At 68.9% G+C, this 17,201-nt stretch carries 17 protein-coding genes; 14 read left to right on the plus strand and 3 right to left on the minus strand.

The window, feature by feature from the left end; genetic code table 11:
• Positions 1 to 50: 50 nt before the first annotated feature.
• The gene (locus tag A5624_RS12260) at positions 51 to 491 is read right to left on the minus strand and encodes a nuclear transport factor 2 family protein (protein WP_066866527.1); all 441 of its coding nucleotides are present in this window, start codon (positions 489 to 491) and stop codon (positions 51 to 53) included.
• Positions 492 to 639: 148 nt separating this feature from the next.
• Here A5624_RS12260 and A5624_RS12265 point away from each other — a divergent pair, with 148 nt between their 5' ends.
• From A5624_RS12265 to A5624_RS12285, 5 genes are all read left to right on the plus strand, one after another.
• The gene (locus A5624_RS12265; RefSeq protein ID WP_066866528.1) at positions 640 to 873 is read left to right on the plus strand and encodes a general stress protein CsbD; all 234 of its coding nucleotides are present in this window, start codon (positions 640 to 642) and stop codon (positions 871 to 873) included.
• Positions 874 to 970: 97 nt separating this feature from the next.
• The gene (locus tag A5624_RS12270; RefSeq protein ID WP_066866456.1) at positions 971 to 1,396 is read left to right on the plus strand and encodes a PPOX class F420-dependent oxidoreductase; all 426 of its coding nucleotides are present in this window, start codon (positions 971 to 973) and stop codon (positions 1,394 to 1,396) included.
• A 52-nt stretch (positions 1,397 to 1,448) separates the two neighbouring features.
• The gene (locus A5624_RS12275; RefSeq protein WP_066866458.1) at positions 1,449 to 3,680 is read left to right on the plus strand and encodes a molybdopterin-dependent oxidoreductase; all 2,232 of its coding nucleotides are present in this window, start codon (positions 1,449 to 1,451) and stop codon (positions 3,678 to 3,680) included.
• Positions 3,681 to 3,777: 97 nt separating this feature from the next.
• Positions 3,778 to 4,881 (plus strand): type III polyketide synthase, encoded by a 1,104-nt coding sequence (locus tag A5624_RS12280; RefSeq protein ID WP_082990552.1) that lies wholly within the window; start codon positions 3,778 to 3,780, stop codon positions 4,879 to 4,881.
• Between the two features lie 14 nt (positions 4,882 to 4,895).
• A complete protein-coding gene (locus tag A5624_RS12285; RefSeq protein WP_066866530.1) occupies positions 4,896 to 5,399 on the plus strand; it encodes an isoprenylcysteine carboxyl methyltransferase family protein in 504 nt (167 codons plus the stop codon).
• A gap of 24 nt (positions 5,400 to 5,423) precedes the next feature.
• Here the strand turns inward: A5624_RS12285 and A5624_RS12290 are convergent, their stop codons facing one another.
• Complete coding sequence (locus A5624_RS12290; protein WP_066866460.1) at positions 5,424 to 6,269, minus strand: SDR family NAD(P)-dependent oxidoreductase; 846 nt, start codon at positions 6,267 to 6,269, stop codon at positions 5,424 to 5,426.
• A gap of 206 nt (positions 6,270 to 6,475) precedes the next feature.
• Between A5624_RS12290 and A5624_RS12295 the strand changes: the two genes are divergently transcribed.
• Both A5624_RS12295 and A5624_RS12300 read left to right on the plus strand, forming a co-directional pair.
• A complete protein-coding gene (locus A5624_RS12295) occupies positions 6,476 to 7,519 on the plus strand; it encodes an alpha/beta hydrolase (protein ID WP_082972047.1) in 1,044 nt (347 codons plus the stop codon).
• 161 nt (positions 7,520 to 7,680) lie between these two features.
• Positions 7,681 to 10,263, plus strand: a complete 2,583-nt coding sequence (locus A5624_RS12300) for an ATP-binding cassette domain-containing protein (RefSeq protein WP_197518952.1) — start codon at positions 7,681 to 7,683, stop codon at positions 10,261 to 10,263.
• 10 nt (positions 10,264 to 10,273) lie between these two features.
• Here the strand turns inward: A5624_RS12300 and A5624_RS28600 are convergent, their stop codons facing one another.
• Positions 10,274 to 10,438 (minus strand): hypothetical protein, encoded by a 165-nt coding sequence (locus tag A5624_RS28600; RefSeq protein ID WP_165827963.1) that lies wholly within the window; start codon positions 10,436 to 10,438, stop codon positions 10,274 to 10,276.
• 261 nt (positions 10,439 to 10,699) lie between these two features.
• Here A5624_RS28600 and A5624_RS12305 point away from each other — a divergent pair, with 261 nt between their 5' ends.
• From A5624_RS12305 to A5624_RS12335, 7 genes are read left to right on the plus strand one after another with little or no spacing between them, the layout of a single operon-like run.
• Positions 10,700 to 11,878, plus strand: coding sequence for an acyl-CoA dehydrogenase family protein (locus tag A5624_RS12305; protein WP_066866464.1), 1,179 nt, complete (start codon positions 10,700 to 10,702; stop codon positions 11,876 to 11,878).
• 21 nt (positions 11,879 to 11,899) lie between these two features.
• Positions 11,900 to 13,015 (plus strand): acyl-CoA dehydrogenase family protein, encoded by a 1,116-nt coding sequence (locus A5624_RS12310; RefSeq protein ID WP_066866466.1) that lies wholly within the window; start codon positions 11,900 to 11,902, stop codon positions 13,013 to 13,015.
• On the plus strand, positions 13,012 to 13,512 hold the full coding sequence (locus tag A5624_RS12315; RefSeq protein ID WP_066866532.1) for a MaoC family dehydratase N-terminal domain-containing protein: 501 nt from the start codon (positions 13,012 to 13,014) through the stop codon (positions 13,510 to 13,512). The genes A5624_RS12310 and A5624_RS12315 overlap by 4 nt, the downstream gene beginning before the upstream one ends.
• Before the next feature lie 17 nt (positions 13,513 to 13,529).
• Positions 13,530 to 13,976, plus strand: coding sequence for a MaoC/PaaZ C-terminal domain-containing protein (locus A5624_RS12320; protein WP_066866468.1), 447 nt, complete (start codon positions 13,530 to 13,532; stop codon positions 13,974 to 13,976).
• On the plus strand, positions 13,973 to 15,175 hold the full coding sequence (locus tag A5624_RS12325; RefSeq protein ID WP_066866470.1) for a thiolase family protein: 1,203 nt from the start codon (positions 13,973 to 13,975) through the stop codon (positions 15,173 to 15,175). Before A5624_RS12320 ends, A5624_RS12325 begins: the two co-directional genes overlap by 4 nt.
• A 2-nt stretch (positions 15,176 to 15,177) precedes the next feature.
• Positions 15,178 to 15,579 (plus strand): Zn-ribbon domain-containing OB-fold protein, encoded by a 402-nt coding sequence (locus A5624_RS12330; RefSeq protein WP_066866472.1) that lies wholly within the window; start codon positions 15,178 to 15,180, stop codon positions 15,577 to 15,579.
• Positions 15,576 to 17,192: an NAD(P)/FAD-dependent oxidoreductase gene (locus A5624_RS12335; RefSeq protein ID WP_066866474.1), complete on the plus strand. Its 1,617-nt coding sequence runs from the start codon at positions 15,576 to 15,578 to the stop codon at positions 17,190 to 17,192. The genes A5624_RS12330 and A5624_RS12335 overlap by 4 nt, the downstream gene beginning before the upstream one ends.
• The last annotated feature ends 9 nt before the right edge of the window (positions 17,193 to 17,201 follow it).

Below are 17,201 nucleotides of genomic sequence, written 5' to 3' on the forward strand. Positions count from 1 at the left end.
GGCCTACCTGCTGGTTCGGCTGACCATCGGGGCCAGCGATCGCGGTGCCGCTAGGGCCGGCGGGCCATTGCGGAGTCGGGAGCCGCCCAGTCGGTCGAGACCTTGCGGTGCTTGATCAGCCAGGCGCCACCGTCGGGAACCAGGATGTCGCGGTACCGGCCGTAGTGGTCCAGGCCGATGTGGGTGACCACGGTGAAGTAGCAGTCGACCCGGGCGCGGTCGGGTGTCACCTCGGTGAACAACACGTTTGCGACGTTATGGCGCACAATCGGTTTGACGTCGGTGTCGACGGCGATCCGGCCCGTGACGCCGCCCAGGAAGGCCGCGATGTCCGACCGCCCGTGCAGTGGCTCGAAACCCCGGATCTCGAGGACGCCGTCGGCGCAGAACGTCGCCGCCAGGTCGTCGAGGCGGCCGGCGTCGCCGGACCAGTTGTAGCGCGCCAGGGTATCCCGAATCCGCTCGCGGGCGACCAGTTCCCACATCTGCACCGTCACGACTCCTCGCCCCGCCGACCCTTCTGGGTCAACAGCGTAGGCGTATTGCACGGTCTGGCCGAAGTTTCGAGAATCCGCCCGTTGGGCAATAAGGGAGTCGATTGCACGACACGGGCGCGTGCACGCCATGGAGGGAGAACGCATGTCGGACAAGAGTGGTCCCGCGGAGGCCGTCGAGGGCATCGTCGAGGGCATCAAGGGCAAGGTCAAGGAAGTCGCCGGCGCGGTCGCCGGCCGTGACGACCTGAGGCGCGAGGGCCAGGCCCAGCAGGACAAGGCCGACGCGCAGCGTGAGGCGGCCCAGAAAGAGGCCGAGGCCGAGAGCGCCCGCAAGGCCGCCGATATCAACGAGGCTCGGCAAAAAGCCGAACAGTAGCAACGTCTGAGGGTGGCCCGGTCACAGGCGTGGCCGGGCCGCCGCGTGTGAGCAGCCGATTGGGAATGAAATTCCGCGCCTGGCTGTATAACCACGCATGAAGCTCAACGATGCCGCGCGCGGCCTCATCGGCAAGGGCGCCGATGCGACCCTGGTCACGATCAATCCGGATGGCAGCCCCCAGGTGAGCGTGGTCTGGGTGGCGCTGCGGTCGACACCGGACGGTGACGAACTCGTCAGCGCCCACCTTTCGGAACACAAGAAGGTCCGCAACGTGCGCAGGGATCCCCGGGTGGCCGTGACGATCGTGTCGCTGGACGCTGCGGGGCAGGGGATGCGGCCCTACCTGTCCATCGCGGGCACCGCCCGGATCACCGAGGGCGGCGCCCCCGAACTGCTGACGGAGCTCAACCCGGTGCTGGGTGATCCGAACGCGAAGTTTCCGCCGGACAACGCGCCGCCCGGCTACCTCACCCACATCCGCATCGACAGGGTCGGTGGCATCGGGCCCTGGACGGCCTGACCCCGCACATTCTCCACTTCCGCTACCCGCGGTAGCGGAATACAGTGGGTGAATGAAACCCGGCGAGGACGGTACCCACCTGCGCACGTGTCCGTTGTGTGAAGCCATGTGCGGCTTGGCGATTGACGTCAAGGACGGCCACGTCACCGGCATTCGCGGCAACCGTGACGACGTGTGGAGCCGCGGGCATCTGTGCCCGAAGGGCACCTCGCTTGCGGCGCTGCACGACGATCCGGACCGCATCCGCGCGCCGATGATCAAGGTCGACGGCCAGTGGCGGGAAGTCAGCTGGGACGCGGCGTTTCGCCGTTGCACCGAGTTGCTGACCCCGGTGATCGAGAAGTACGGCATCGGCGCGGTGACCGCCTACACCGGCAACCCGCTGGCGCACTCGTTCTCGCTGGCCCGCTATGCCGGCGTGCTGATGGGGATGTCGGGCATGCCGGTCACCTATTCGCCGGGGACGGTCGACCAATGGCCGAAGAACCTGTCGTCGCATCTGATGTACGGGCTGTGGTGGAACTTCCCGGTGCCCGACATCGAACGCACCGACCTGCTGGTGATCATGGGCGCCAACCCGGCGGCATCGCAGGGTTCACTGTTGGCCGCACCCAACGTGATGGGCCTGATCGATGGGATTCGCAAGCGCGGCAAGGTGATTGTGATCGACCCCGTGCGCACCCTGACCGCCGCGCGCGCCGACGAGTGGCTGCCCATCGTGCCCGGAACCGACGCGGCGCTGTTGTTGGCCGTCGTGCACACGCTCTTCGACGAGGGGCTGATCAATCCCGGTCCCCATGTCGACGGTGTCGACACCATGCGGGCGGCCGCGGCGGAGTGGGCGCCGGAGCGGGTCAGTGCCGTCACGGGCATCGGTGAGGACCGCATCCGCCGGCTGGCCCGCGAGCTCGCGGGTACGGAGAGATCGGTGGTCTACGGCCGAATCGGCCTGTGCAACCAAGAGTTCGGCAGCCTCGCCAGCTGGCTGGTCGACGTCATCAACATCCTCACCGGCCATTTCGACACCCCGGGCGGGGCGATGTTCCCCGCTCCGGCGGCCTGGTCCATCACCACCGCACCGCTGCCCGGATTGGAAGACGGCGCACCGGAATTCGGTCGCTGGCACACCCGGGTGCGCGGCGCCAAGGAGGTGCTCGGTCAGGCACCGGTGTCGTGCATGGCCGAGGAGATCGCCACACCGGGCGATGGGCAACTCAAGGCGCTGATCACGGTGGCGGGCAATCCGGTGTTGTCCACCCCCGCCGGCGACCAGCTCGACGAAGTGCTGCCGATGCTGGAAGCGATGATCTCCGTTGATCTTTGGCTGAACGAGACGACGCGGCACGCCGACGTGCTCCTGCCCGGGCTGTCCCCGCTCGAGCAGCCGCACCACGACGATCTGATCCTGCTCTTCGCCATCCACAGCATCGCGAATTATTCGGCCCCGGTGTTCGATCCGGGCGATCGCCCGCACGAGTGGGAGATTTTGATCCGGCTGACCGGCCTGTGTACCGGCACCCCGGCCGAGGACGTGGACGTCGCGGCGATCGACGACGGCTTCTTCGACTACCTGGCCTTCACCCGCGGCCTCGACGGGGCGCAGATCCGCAAGCTCTACGAGCACGGGGGACCCGAGCGAATGCTGGACCTCACCCTGCGAACGGGGCCGTTCGGCGACCAGTACGGCAAGAATCCGGGCGGACTCACGCTGGACCTGCTCAAGGCCAACCCAAACGGAATCGACTTCGGACCCATGGTGCCGCAGCTGCCCGACCTGCTCGCCACCTCCGACAAGAAGATCCGTCTCGCCCCGCAATACCTGCTCGACGACCTGCCGCGGCTGGCCGCCCGCATGCAGCGGCCCGCCGAACCGCTCGTCCTGGTGAGTCGCCGCCACCTGCGATCGAACAACACCTGGCTACACAACGTGCCGGCGCTGATGAAGGGAAAGGACCGGTGCACGTTGCTGATCCATCCCGACGACGCGGCCCGGTGCGGCATCGCCGACAGCGACATCGTGACGGTGAAATCGGAGGCCGGTGAGATCACGGTGCCCGTCGAGGTCACGGACTCCATCAAGCCCGGTGTCGTCTCGATGCCGCATGGCTGGGGGCACGGCAAGCCGGGCACCCGGATGTCGGTGGCCAACAACTCACCTGGCGCGAACACCAATGTGCTCTCCCCGCCGACGTTCATCGACGAGCCCTCCGGCAACGGTGTGCTCAACGGCATCCCGGTCACGATCATCGACGGTCAAGCGCGATTCCGGCCCGCGCCAACCTGACCGTCTCCTGGTTAACGGGCGATGTCGCGCTGTGGTTCACCTCACCCCGGCACCGATCCGGTGAACCATATGCGGGGTGGGCGTCGTCCGCATAGGCATGACTACAACAACGTATTCCACTTCCGCGCATCGGGACGCGGGCCGAGGGTGCGGCGCTCCCCGGATCGCCGGTACCGCGGTGGCTTTCACGCCGCACCGCTACAACCAAGACGAGGTGGCGCGCGAACTCACCGAGTTCACCGATCCGGCATTCGTGCGCTTCGCCCAGACCGCCGGCGTCGACCAGCGCAGCCTCGCGCTGCCGCTGGCGCGGTATCCGCGCCTGAGCGGATTCACCGAGGCCAACAACGCCTACCTCGAAGTCGCCGTCAATCTCGGTGAGCGGGCGGTCAATTCGGCGCTCGAGGACGCCGGCGTGGCTGCTCACGAGGTCGACTGCATCGTGGTGGTCTCCAGCACCGGAATCGCCGTGCCCACCATCGACGCGCGACTGATGACGCGAATCGGGCTGCGGCCCGACGTCAAGCGCGTCCCGCTGTTCGGGCTCGGCTGCGTGGCCGGCGCCGCCGGCATGGCGCGTGTGCACGACTACTTGCACGGTTACCCCGGCCATGTGGCGGTGCTGCTGTCGGTCGAATTATGCTCGCTCACTTTGCAGCGCGACGACACCTCGATTCCCGCCCTCATCGGCGTCTCGCTGTTCGGCGACGGCGCCGCCGCTGTCGTCGTGGCTGGGGGAGGCCGAATTCCGTTGGGGGACAGCGCTACCGGTCCGCACATTCTGGCGACCCGCAGCCGGGTCATCCCGGATTCCGTTGACGTGATGGGCTGGAACGTCGGTTCGAGCGGGTTTCAGCTGGTGATGTCGCGCGAGGTCCCGAAAATGGCCGACGACTACCTGCGCGACGAGGTCGACGCGTTCCTGGCCGGCCACGGGCTGACGGTCGCCGACATCTCGGCGTGGGTCTGTCATCCCGGGGGTCCAAAGGTCCTCGAATCGATCGAGAACGCGCTCGGCCTGCCGGCCGACGCGCTGGATGATAGCCGAAACTCCATGCGGGAGAACGGGAACGTATCGTCGGTCTCTGTGCTGGACGTGCTGCGCCGCACGGTCGCGCAGCCGCCGCGCGACGGCGCCTTCGGCGTGATGCTGGCGATGGTCCCGGGCTTCTGCTTCGAGCTGCTGCTGCTGCAGTGGTGACGGGGGGCAACGCGATGTACTACTACCTTTTCATCCTCGCAATAGCCGCCGAACGTCTGGGGGAGCTGGCGGTCGCCCGGCGAAACGCCAGGTGGTCAATGTCGCACGGCGGCAAGGAGTTCGGGCGCGATCACTACCCGGCGATGGTCAGCATGCATGCCCTGCTGCTGATTTCGTGCGTCGTCGAAACCTGGAGCCTGAGCCGGCCGTTCATCTGGTGGCTGGGCTGGCCGATGCTGGCCGTCGTCGCGTTCAGCACGGCCGTCCGCTGGCGCTGCGTCAGCGTGCTCGGCAAGCGCTGGAATCCGAGGTTGATCGTCATCGGTGATGCGCCGTTGGTTACCGTCGGGCCGTACCGCTGGATGCGTCACCCCAACTACGCCGCGGTCGCCGCCGAGGTGGCCGCGCTGCCGCTGGTGCATTCGGCGTGGCTGACCGCGATCGTGTTCAGCGCGGCCAACGCCGCGGTGCTGCGCGTGCGCATCCGCGCGGAGAACGCCGCGCTGGGCTATGCCTGATCATGGGCCTGATCATGGGCCTGATCATGGCGCGATGGGCCGATTGGTCCACTGGCGGTCGGGGCGGCGCGCCGAGCGGAACCATCCGCCGGCCGCGCCGGTGCCGCCGTCGGTGGGGATGGTGTGGCCGGTGACGAACGCCGAGAGGTCCGAGGCCAGGAACAGGATCGCCCGGGCCTGATCCTCGGGCTGGCCCATCCGCCCGACCGGCACCCACTGTGGCCACTGCGCCTGCTCCTCGGCCGTAAGCCATTGCGAATACGGCACTTGTAGGGACTCGGTGACGTCGGGGGCGATCGCGTTAACCCGCACCCCGTCGTTGCCGACCTGGACGGCCAGGCTGCGGGTGAATGCGATGACGGCGGCCTTGAAAGCGGCATAAACCGGATCCTCGGGATAGCCACGCAGCCCCTCGACCGACGAGACGTTCACGATCGCACCCGTGTGCCGCTCAACCATGGCCGGCAGGAACGCACGGCTGACCAGGAACACGTGGTGCAGGTTGATTCGGTAGAGGTCATCCCACAGCTGCGGGTCGGTGCCGGCGAAGCTGCCGGGGTGCCGCAGCCAGTGCCCCACGTTGTTGACCAGCACATCGACCCGGCCGAACCGATCGTGGACCGCCCGGGCCAAGCGAGTTACCTGATCGGGATCACGAACGTCGGTGCCGACCGCCAGGGCCGAGCCGCCGGATTCGCTGATCGAGGCGGCCGTCGCGCCGGCCAGGTCGGCGTCGATGTCGGCGATGATCACCTGCGCACCGTTTGCGGCGAACAGTCGCGAGGTCGCCGCGCCGATACCTCCCGCGCCGCCCGTAACGACCGCGACCCGGTCGGCCAGCAACGGCTCGGGGAGCTTCGCGTGTGTCATCGGTCATATCTTCGGCCATGCGATGGGCCGGGCAACAGCCGGTCCGGCCGGATCGAGCCCGCGCGAGAACCGCGCAAGAGTTAGCGCAGTGGTACCCATCTCCTGGCACAGCAAACGTGACGTACCCGACAATTGTCGTCTGTTCTTCTGCAATTAATCTGGCGCGGCGGCGGGTACCCGCCCTCCACTTAGGAGGTTGAAACCCAATGGTGAGTACAACCGAGCCGGCCCACATACTGCCGAGCGTGGCGATCACGCGGCGCGTGCATCACCGCCACAGCCCGCAGTCGGTCGCAGTAGGGCTCGCCAGCCGCCTGATCATCAAGAACACCGTTCGCGCGTGGGCCATGACGCCCAACCTGCGCTGGCCGTTCGAGTACGTCGACGGCGTCGCGGGGCTGGTCCCGCGCATCGGGTCCGGCGCAAAGATCGACTCGGTTCGGCTGGACAACTGCGCCGCCGAATGGGTTCGCGCGCCCGGCGTATCGGGGGAGCGGGCGATCCTGTATTTGCACGGGGGCGCCTTCCTCACCTGCGGCCTCAACACGCATCGCTCGATGGTGGCCCGCCTGTCGAAGGCGGCCGATGCCGCCGTGTTGACCGTCGCCTACCGGAAGCTGCCCACCCACCAGATCACCGATGCCATCGACGACGGGATCAGCGGCCTGCGCTGGCTGCAGGATCGCGGCTTCGATGGCGACCAGATCGTGGTGGCCGGCGACTCGGCCGGCGGCTACCTGGCGTTCATGACCACCCTGCTGGCGATCAGTGACGACATCATGGAGCCGGCCGGCGTGGCGACCATCTCGCCGTTCACCGACGCGGACCCGGTGCGCAAGCTCAAGCACCGTAACGCGCGCAAGTGCTCGATGTTCACCCGCCGGGCGTTCTCGATGTTCGCTCAATACCTCAGCAAGGCACAGGTTTTGGAAGGCCGGGGTGACAACACCGTCGCGTCGCCGGTGGACGCCGACCTGTCCTCGATGCCGCCGGTCACCATTCACGCCAGCTCGGACGAGTTGTTGCTCGCCGACGCCGAATTGATGGCGAAACGCCTGGAAGCCAGCGGAATCCACTGCGATCTGCACCTGTGGGATGGACAGATTCACGACTTCCCGATAGCGGCCGACGTCTTGCCCGAGGGCCGGCGGGCCCTCAAGTACATCGGCGATTTCGTCAAGGACGTCACCGCCGCCCGCACCAAGATTCCCAGCGTGCGCAGCCTGCGCAACGCCGCGGTAGCGGGTTGAAGGCTACGAAAGTAATTGCGCCGCAAGCCGGTTCGTCCGTCGTCTGCGATCTCTCGCTGCGGTGGGTCCGCAGGGTCGCGCTCGCCGGGAGCGGGTGCGAAACGGTGCCCGCCGGTGAACCCGGCGGATAAGCCCCGCCGCTGCCATTACAGTTGGTCTCGATGAGCCCACCAGCACCGCCCGCGCTGACCGTGCGGTACGAGGGAGCCGAGCGCACCTTCGCGCCGGGTAACGACGTCGTGATCGGGCGTGACCTGCGCGCGGACGTCCGCGTCGCCCACCCCCTGATCTCCCGCAACCACCTGATCGTGCGATACGAGCAGGGCCGCTGGATCGCCATCGACAACGGCAGCCTCAACGGCCTTTATGTGCACAACAGCCGCGTCCCGGTCGTCGACATCCAGGACGGCCTGCGGGTCAACGTCGGCAACCCGGACGGCCCGGCGCTGACCTTCGAGGTCGGCCGTCATCAGGGTTCGGCCGGGCGGCCGCCCCTGACCACGTCGATACCGATCGTCGGCAACCCCAGCGAACCGCTGGCGCGTGCTGCGCAGAGCCAGCAGCCGGCATCGGCCTCGTTCCGCCACCCCGTTCATCCGCCCACCGCCGCGCAGCCGCGATACCCGACCGGCGGCCTCCCGAGCGCGCCGCCCAGCGGATCCCAGCCCGCGCCGCAGATCTACCGGTCACCGTCGGCGCACGCGGCGCCGCCGACCACGGCGCAGCCGGCGGCGCCCGCAACGGGCCGCATCGGCGGCGACTCGTCGATCCTCGCGACGTCGATGATGAAAATCCTGCGGCCGGGCAGGGCCGGGCCGGACGTGCCGGGCGCGATCAAGATCGGACGCGCGAACGACAACGACATCGTCATTCCCGAGGTCCTGGCCTCGCGCCACCACGCCACCCTGATCCCGACGCCTTCCGGCACCGAGATCCAGGACAACCGCAGCATCAACGGCACCTTCGTCAACGGCGTCCGGGTCGATTCGGCCGTGCTGCACGACGGCGACGTGGTCACGATCGGCAACATCGACCTGGTCTTTCACGGCGGCAACCTGGCCCGCCGCGACCAGGCCGCCACCGCGACGCGCGGCGGCGGCCTCGACGTGCGCGGCGTGACCTGGACGATCGAGAACAACAAGACGCTGCTCGACAACATCTCGCTGACCGCCCTTCCCGGCACGCTGACGGCGATCATCGGACCCTCCGGCGCCGGCAAGTCCACCTTCGCCCGCTTGGTCGCCGGATACACGCACCCGACGACCGGAACCGTGTCGTTCGAGGGCCACAACATCCACGCGGAGTACGCCTCGTTGCGCAGCAGGATCGGGATGGTGCCCCAGGACGACGTGGTGCACGGGCAGCTGACCGTGCAGCAGGCGCTGATGTACGCCGCCGAACTGCGGCTGCCGCCGGACACCACCAAGGACGACCGTGCCCAGGTGGTGGCCCGCGTGCTCGAAGAACTCGAGATGACCCAGCACCTGCACACCCGGGTGGACAGGCTGTCCGGAGGACAGCGCAAGCGCGCGTCGGTGGCGCTGGAGTTGCTCACCGGGCCCTCGCTGCTGATCCTCGACGAGCCGACCTCCGGCCTGGACCCGGCGCTGGACCGGCAGGTGATGACCATGCTGCGGCAGCTGGCCGACGCCGGGCGCGTCGTGCTGGTGGTCACCCACTCCCTGACCTACCTGGACGTTTGCGATCAGGTGTTGCTGCTGGCCCCCGGCGGCAAGACGGCGTTCTGCGGGCCGCCCAGCCAGATCGGTGCCGCCATGGGCACCACCAACTGGGCCGACATCTTCAGCACCGTCGCCAGCGACCCCGACGGCTCCCGCGCCCGCTATCTGGCCCGCACGGGCCCGCCACCGGCCCCACCGCCCGCGGAGAAACCGGCCGAACTGGGCGATCCCGCGCACACCAGCCTGGTCCGGCAGTTCTCCACCATCGCCCGGCGCCAGATGCGGCTGATCGTCTCCGACCGCGGGTATTTCGTCTTCCTCGCGCTGCTGCCGTTCATCATGGGGTCGTTGTCCATGTCGGTGCCCGGCGATGTCGGGTTCGGCATCCCGAACCCGATGGGCGCCGCCCCCAACGAGCCCGGCCAGATCCTGGTGCTGCTCAATGTCGGCGCGGTGTTCATGGGGACCGCACTGACCATCCGCGACCTCATCGGTGAACGCGCCATCTTCCTGCGCGAACAGGCGGTCGGGCTGTCCACGTCGGCGTACCTGCTGGCCAAGGTCTGCGTGTACACCGTCTTCGCGATCGTCCAGTCGGCGATCGTCAGCGTCATCGCGGTGCTCGGCAAGGGCGCCCCGACGCAGGGCGCCGTGGCGCTGGGCAAGCCGGGCCTCGAGTTGTTCGCCGACGTCGCGCTGACGTGCGTCGCGTCGGCGATGCTCGGGCTGGCCCTGTCGGCCGTGGCCAAGTCCAACGAGCAGATCATGCCGCTGCTGGTGGTGGCGGTCATGTCGCAGCTGGTGTTCTCCGGCGGGATGATTCCGGTGACCGCGCGCATCGGGCTGGATCAGATGTCGTGGGCCACGCCGGCGCGGTGGGGCTTCGCGGCGTCGGCGTCGACCGCCGACCTGACCAAACTGGTGCCCGGCCCGCTGACCCCGAAGGATTCGCATTGGCGGCACACCCCGGCGACGTGGTGGTTCGACGTCGGCATGCTGTTCGCAATCAGCGCCGTGTACCTGGGGTTCGTGCGCTGGAAGATCCGCCTCCGCGGCGGCTGAGCGCGCCTGTTCAGGCGCCCTTGCGGACCATCTGGTCGGCCGCGGCTCGCATGCGGTCGGACAGTTGCAGCAGACCGTGCTCGCCCACGCCCATTGGCAGCGTGTACGCGAGCTGCCGCAATTCGACGGCGTAGTTGCGCAGGTCTTCGCGGAGGCGCATCTCAACAGTGGGCATGACTTCTCCCTCAGGCCGGAACTGGGCGGCGTCCCTGGTCCGCGTCGACCAGCCGATCCGAGAATCTTCGCAGCCCGCCCGCGTATCCGCGAGAGCGCCGATGTGTTTTAACGGGAGTTTGACAGCGCGTTTACAGCGGGGCCGTCGACCGGCGGGGGGCCGCCCAGCGTAACGCTACGGCGAAATCCCGGGCGCATTCTCGCCGTGGCGTTACGCTGGCGCTGCTTGGTGTAAGGCTGGCAGAAGGGCACAGGCGCCGGAATGGATTTCGAACTCGACGCGGGGCAGCGCGCCTGGCTCACCGAGATTCGCGAATTCCTGCGCGAGAACGTGACCCCCCAATTGCGGGCCGAGCTCGCCGAGCACGACCTGGAATATCCCCGGGGCGAGGTCGCCCGGTTCCGGCGCAAGATCGGCGAGCGGGGCTGGTTCGGGCTGAACTGGCCGCGTGAGTACGGCGGTCTGGGGCTGGGCGCGATGCACCTGCACCTGCTGATGAGCGAATTCGAATATTGGGGAGTGCCCGGCCCGGACCTGACGGTGACGTCGGTGGCGCCGATGATCATGCGGCACGGCACCGAGCGCAACAAGACCGAGTGGCTGCCCCCGATCGCCCGCGGCGAAATGATCTGCGCCGTCGGCTATTCCGAGCCCGAGGCGGGGACCGACCTGGCGGCCCTGCGGACCAGCGCCACCCGTGACGGCGACGAATGGGTGATCAACGGCACCAAGATCTGGAACAGCGGCGCCCAGCGCGCGACACACGAATGGCTCTGTGTCCGCACCGATCCCGGCGCCGCCCGGCATCGGGGCATCTCGGTCATCATCGTGCCGATCGACAGCCCGGGCGTCGAAATCCGCCCGCTCTACGCCTGGTCGGGATACCGCACCAACGAGGTGGGGTTCCGTAACGTGCGAGTGCCGGCCACCAACCTGATCGGCGAGGTCAATCACGGCTGGACCTACATCACCGGCGCGCTCGATCTCGAACGCGGCGCGCTGACCAACGCCGGCGACCTGCGTCGCGCCGTCGAGGAGTTGCGCGAGCTGGCGGGCAGCCCGCGCCGCGACGGCACCGTGCCCGCCGACGATCCGTCGCTGCGCCGCCGCCTGGCGCAGGCGGCGGCCGACGTCGCGGTGGCCACCCTGATGGGCTACGAGGCGGCGTCCATCCTCGACAGCGGCGTCATCCCCACCGTCGAAGTGAGCGTCGAGAAGGTGTTCACCAGCGAGCTGCGCCAGCGCATCGCCGACCTGGCGCTCGACCTCCTCGGCCCGGACGGCCTGTTGGCGCATCGCAGCCAACAGGCCCCGCTGGCCGGCAAATTCGAGCGGCTTTACCGGGCCGCCCCGCTGATGCGCTTCGGCGGCGGTACCAACGAGGTGCTGCGCGACATCATCGCGCAGCGCGGGCACGCGATGCCGTCCTACGGACGCTGATTTGGGCCTCGCGCAGCACCGATGAAGACGATCCCCACCGCCGAGCAGCGCGCGTTCGCCGCGGCGCTGCGCGCGCTGCTGGCCGCCGAAAACCCGATCACGCTGGTGCGCGCGCTCGGCGAACCCGGCGCCGAGCGCAGCACCCCGGCGCTGTGGAAGGCGCTGGCCGACGCGGGCGTCTTCGGCCTCGCCATCGGCGAGGAGTACGGCGGGGCCGGCGGCTCCCTCGACGATCTGGCCGTCTTCTCCACCGAGGCCGGCCGCGCCCTGTGCCCGACGACGGTGCACAGCAGCGTGCTCGCCGCGCTGGCCGTCGACCAACTCGGCTGCCCGGAACTCAAGGCGCGCTGGCTGCCGCCGCTGGCGTCCGGGAGCGTGCGGGGCACCACCGCGCTGCACAACGCCCGCGACGCCGCCGTCGTCACCCCGGTGCTGCGCGCCGATCCCGACGCGCACCGCTGGCGGCTCACCGGAACCGCGGACTACGTCCTCGATGCCGACGTCGCCGATGTCCTAGTGGTGTCCGCCGCGGCCGCCGCGCGCACGCTGGCCTTCGTCGTCGACGTCCGGGCCGGTGGTGTCGGCGTCGAACCGCTCGACATGGCCGGCGGCGTCCGCGCATTCACCGTGCGCTTCGACGACGTGCGGGCCGACGCGGCGCTCGACGGGATCACCGCGGCATCGCTGCGCCGGCTGGCCAACACCGCCGTGGCGCTGGGATCACTCGACCTGGTGGGCGTCGGACAGGCCGTGCTGGAGCGCACCGTCGACTACACCAAGCTGCGCCACCAATTCGGCCGGCCCATCGCGTCGTTTCAGGCCGCCCAGCATCTCGTCGCCGACATGCACATCGCCCTGGCGGCCGCGCGACTGGCCGCGCACGCGGCGGTGTTCTGGCTGGGGCGCGGACGCGTCGCGAGCCGTGAGACGGCCATCGCGCGCATGCACGCGGCCACCGCGGCGCGGCTGATCACGCTGGACGCCCACCAATTGCACGGCGGCATGGGCTATGTCACCGAGACCGACCTGCATCTGTTCAGCGAGCGGGCCAGGCTGGGCTCGACATTCGGCGGCGGGGCCGACGTCGCCGCGCGCTGGCTGCAGCGCAGCATGGACGACGAAGGGGAGTGCGGTTGAGCGAGGACAGTTTGATCGATGCGGAATCGGTGGCGCGGGTGGGCACCGTCGCGGCGTCGGCGACCGGTGAGGTGAACCGGCGCGACTGGCAGCGTTGGGCGGCGGCGGTCGGCGACCACAGCCCGCTGTATTTCGACCCGGATTACGCCCGGGCCAACGGATACCGCGACATCATCTGCCCTCCGTTGTTCCTGCAGTACGCCATCCTCGGCGTCTCGCCGCTGCAGTCGCTGCGTCCCGACGGGTCGTCCGGCGCGGTCTCCGGCAGCCTGGCGTTCCCGCGCGCCCCCAAGCGGATGGCCGGCGGCGAGAGCTTCACGTTCCACCTGCCCGCCTATCACCGCGACGAGATCGAAATGGTGCGCACCATCTCCTCGATCGTCGAAAAACAGGGCCGCTCCGGCAGATTCGTCCTCGTCACCTGGCACACGGTGTACCGCAACCAGGATCGCGACCTGCTGGCCGAAGCGTCGACCTCGATGATCGCCCGCCCGTAGAAAGGCCCCGGTGCGCCATGACCGATCAGCAACCGTTTTTCGACGACATCGCCGTGGGCGAACACATTCCCGCGCTGACCGTCACCGTCGACGAAACGCAGATGTTCTTCTTTTCCGCCGCCACCTACAACGGCCACCGCATTCACTACGACAAACAGTGGGCGCGCGACACCGAGGGCTACGACAACGTCCTGGTGCACGGCCCGCTGCAGGCGGCGCTGCTGGCCCGCGCCCTCGGCGACTGGATCGGCGGACGCGGCCGGCTGGTGTCCTTTTCGGTGCAGAACCGGGCGATCGCGTATCCCGGCGAATCGCTGAGCTTCGGCGGCGAGGTCACCGGTAAACGGCTGAGCGACACCGGGACCGGGCTGGTCGATCTCGTCATCGCCGGGCGCCGCGACGACACGATCCTGATGCCCGGCATGGCCACGGTCGAGTTGCCGATCCGGAGAACCGAGCCGTGACCGGGCTGCGCGGTGAGGCCGCCATCGTCGGCATCGCGGAGTTGCCGGCGCAGCGCCGCCCCACCCGGGCGCCGCTGTTCACCCTGGACCAGTACGCGGTGCTGGCCAAGCTGGCGATCGAGGACGCCGGGGTGGATCCCGGCCGTGTCAACGGCCTGCTGACCCACGGCATCGCCGAATCGGCCATGTTCGCGCCGGCCACGCTGTGCGAATACCTAGGCCTCGCACTAGATTTCGGCGAGCGAGTCGATCTGGGCGGGGCGACGTCCGCCGGGATGATCTGGCGCGCCGCGGCGGCCGTCGAACTCGGCATCTGCGAGGCGGTGCTGGCCGTGGTGCCCGGGTCGGCGGCGGTGCCGCGGTCCGAGCGGCGACCCGCGCCCGACCCGAATTGGTATGGGGCGTCGTCGAACAACTACGGCTCGCCGCAGGCCGAGTTCGAGATCCCCTACGGCAACGTGGGCCAGAACGCGCCGTACGCACAGATCGCTCAGCGCTACGCGGCCGAATTCGGCTACGACCCCGCCGCGGTCGCCAAGATCGCCGTCGACCAGCGCACCAACGCGGGCGCGCACCCCGGCGCGGTTTTTCACGGCACCCCCATCACGGTCGGCGACGTGCTGGACAGCCCGATGATCGCCGACCCCATTCACATGCTGGAGACGGTGATGCGGGTGCACGGGGGAGTGGGCGTGCTGATCGCCAACGCCGACCTCGCCCGCCGCGGCCGCCACCGCCCGGTGTGGATCAAGGGCTTTGGCGAACACATCGCCTTCAAGACCCCGACCTACGCCGAGGACCTCCTGTCCACCCCGATCGCGCGCGCCGCCGACCGGGCCTTCGAAATGGCCGGGCTCGACCGATCCGACGTCGACGTCGCGTCGATCTACGACTGCTACACCATCACGGTGCTGATGAGCCTCGAGGACGCCGGATTCTGCGCGAAAGGACAAGGCATGTCGTGGGTCAACGAGCACGACCTGACCTACCGCGGCGACTTCCCGCTCAACACCGCCGGCGGCCAGCTGTCCTTCGGGCAGGCCGGCATGGCCGGCGGCATGCACCACGTGGTCGACGGCGCGCGCCAGATCATGGGCCGGGCCGGCGACGCGCAGATACCCGACTGCCACACCGCGTTCGTCACCGGCAACGGCGGCATCATGAGCGAACAGGTCGCGCTGCTCCTGCGGGGGGACTGAAGATGAGCCGGCCCATCCCCGAGCCCACACCCGTCTCGCAGCCCTTCTGGGACGGCCTGGCCCAGCACCGGATCCTGGTGCAGTACTCGCCGTCGGCACGGCGCTACGTGTTCTATCCGCGCACCCTGGCCCCCGGAACCCTGGCCGACGACCTGGAATGGTGCGAAATCGACGGTGCCGCAACGCTGTACACGTTCACGATCGCCCGCCGGCCCACCGGCCCACCATGGGCCGACGCGCTCCCGCAGCTGCTCGCGGTGGTGCAATGGGATGCCGGACCGAAGTTCAGCACCGAGTTGGTCGACGTCGACCCGGGCGACATCCGCATCGGGATGCGGGTCCAGCCGGTGTTCTACGATCTGCCTGAAGGGGGCATCACCCTGCTGAAGTATCGGCCCGCATGACCTCGACGGTGAGGTCGGAGGTGCACATGGACGACGTCATCGTCATCGGCGCCGGGTTCGCCGGGCTCTACGCCGTGCACCGGGTCGCCTCCTCGGGCCTGTCGGTCACCGCCCTCGAGGCCGCCCCCGACGTGGGCGGCACCTGGTACTGGAACCGCTATCCGGGTGCGCGCTGCGACGTCGAAAGCGTGGACTACTCCTACTCATTCGACGAAGAACTGCAGCGGAGCTGGCAGTGGAGCGAACGCTTCGCCGCCCAGCCGGAGATCCTGGCCTACCTGCGCCACGTCGCCGACCGCTTCGATCTGCGCCGCCACTACCGATTCGGGGTCGACGTCATCGGTGCCACCTTCGACGGGGGCCGCTGGCACGTCGACACCGCGACCGGCGACAGTTACGCCGCACAGTTCCTGGTATGCGCGACCGGCTGCCTGTCGGCGCTGAATCGTCCCGATATCCCCCGCGCCGAGGACTTTTCGGGACAGGTTTACTTCACGGCCGCGTGGCCGCGCGAAGACCCGGAGCTGCGTGGCAAGCGGGTGGGCCTGATCGGCACCGGATCGTCCGGCATCCAGGTGGCCCCGATCATCGCCGCCAGCGCCGAAAACCTGGTGGTATTCCAGCGATCCGCGAATTACACCATCCCGATGCCGAACCGGCCGTGGTCGGCCGAGGAGCAGCGAGAAATCCAGGAGCGGTATCCCGAGCGCCGCCGGGCCTCGGCCTACGCGGCGGCGGGCACCCCGCACGGCACCTACCACAAGAACGCCCTCGACACCGAACCGCACGAGCGCAACGAAGCGCTGTGGCAGCGTTGGCGCGAAGGGGGCGTGCTGTTCGCCAAGACCTTCCCCGACCAGACCAGCGACCTGGCCGCCAACGACATCGCGAGGACGTTCGCCGAGCAGCGGATCCGCGAGATCGTCCACGATCCCACCGTCGCAACCGATCTCATCCCGGTCGATCACCCGATCGGAACGAAACGCATCTGCACCGACGACGGCTACTACGCCACCTTCAACCGCGACAACGTTCGGCTGGTGAACCTGCGCCGCGAGCCCATCGAGGCGATCACCGCCGAGGGCGTGCGCACCAGCGCGACGACCTACCCGTGCGACGTGCTGATCTTCGCGACCGGCTTCGACGCCATGACCGGCGCGCTGACCCGAATCGATCCGAAAGGCCCCCGGGGACAACGACTGCGCGACATCTGGGCCGACCGCCCGGTCACCTTCCTCGGCCTGATGGTGCCCGGTTTGCCCAACCTGTTCACCATCAGCGGGCCGGGCAGCCCGTCGGTGCTGGCCAACATGGTGCTGCACGCCGAGGTCCAGGTCGACTGGGTGGTCGATCTGGTGCGGGCCGCGCGGCGCCTCGGTGTGGCCGAGGTCGTGCCACGCCACGACGCGGCGATCGCCTGGACCGAACACGTGGCCCAAGCGGCCGAGCGCACGCTGTTCCCCAGGGCGGCATCGTCGTGGTACCTGGGCGCCAACATCGAGGGCAAGAAGCGGGTCTTCATGCCCTACATCGGCGGTTTCGGCACCTATCGGCGGCACTGCGACGAAGTGGCCCAAAACAACTACGCGGGGCTGGTGTTCACCAGCCGATGACGACGTCGA

This window comes from Mycobacterium sp. 1482292.6, assembly GCF_001672995.1.
Lineage (GTDB): Bacteria > Actinomycetota > Actinomycetes > Mycobacteriales > Mycobacteriaceae > Mycobacterium > Mycobacterium europaeum_A.

Excerpts from the sequence above, each read along its gene's own strand:
- A5624_RS12295 (WP_082972047.1), top strand. The coding sequence starts at position 6,476 with ATGGTGAGTACAACCGAGCCGGCCCACATACTGCCGAGCGTGGCGATC.
- A5624_RS12335 (WP_066866474.1), top strand. The coding sequence starts at position 15,576 with ATGACCTCGACGGTGAGGTCGGAGGTGCACATGGACGACGTCATCGTC.
- A5624_RS12320 (WP_066866468.1), top strand. The coding sequence starts at position 13,530 with ATGACCGATCAGCAACCGTTTTTCGACGACATCGCCGTGGGCGAACAC.
- A5624_RS12270 (WP_066866456.1), top strand. The coding sequence starts at position 971 with ATGAAGCTCAACGATGCCGCGCGCGGCCTCATCGGCAAGGGCGCCGAT.
- A5624_RS12285 (WP_066866530.1), top strand. The coding sequence starts at position 4,896 with ATGTACTACTACCTTTTCATCCTCGCAATAGCCGCCGAACGTCTGGGG.
- A5624_RS12290 (WP_066866460.1), bottom strand. The coding sequence starts at position 6,269 with ATGACACACGCGAAGCTCCCCGAGCCGTTGCTGGCCGACCGGGTCGCG.
- A5624_RS12310 (WP_066866466.1), top strand. The coding sequence starts at position 11,900 with ATGAAGACGATCCCCACCGCCGAGCAGCGCGCGTTCGCCGCGGCGCTG.
- A5624_RS12275 (WP_066866458.1), top strand. The coding sequence starts at position 1,449 with ATGAAACCCGGCGAGGACGGTACCCACCTGCGCACGTGTCCGTTGTGT.
- A5624_RS12330 (WP_066866472.1), top strand. The coding sequence starts at position 15,178 with ATGAGCCGGCCCATCCCCGAGCCCACACCCGTCTCGCAGCCCTTCTGG.
- A5624_RS12265 (WP_066866528.1), top strand. The coding sequence starts at position 640 with ATGTCGGACAAGAGTGGTCCCGCGGAGGCCGTCGAGGGCATCGTCGAG.
- A5624_RS12300 (WP_197518952.1), top strand. The coding sequence starts at position 7,681 with ATGAGCCCACCAGCACCGCCCGCGCTGACCGTGCGGTACGAGGGAGCC.
- A5624_RS28600 (WP_165827963.1), bottom strand. The coding sequence starts at position 10,438 with ATGCCCACTGTTGAGATGCGCCTCCGCGAAGACCTGCGCAACTACGCC.
- A5624_RS12280 (WP_082990552.1), top strand. The coding sequence starts at position 3,778 with ATGACTACAACAACGTATTCCACTTCCGCGCATCGGGACGCGGGCCGA.
- A5624_RS12305 (WP_066866464.1), top strand. The coding sequence starts at position 10,700 with ATGGATTTCGAACTCGACGCGGGGCAGCGCGCCTGGCTCACCGAGATT.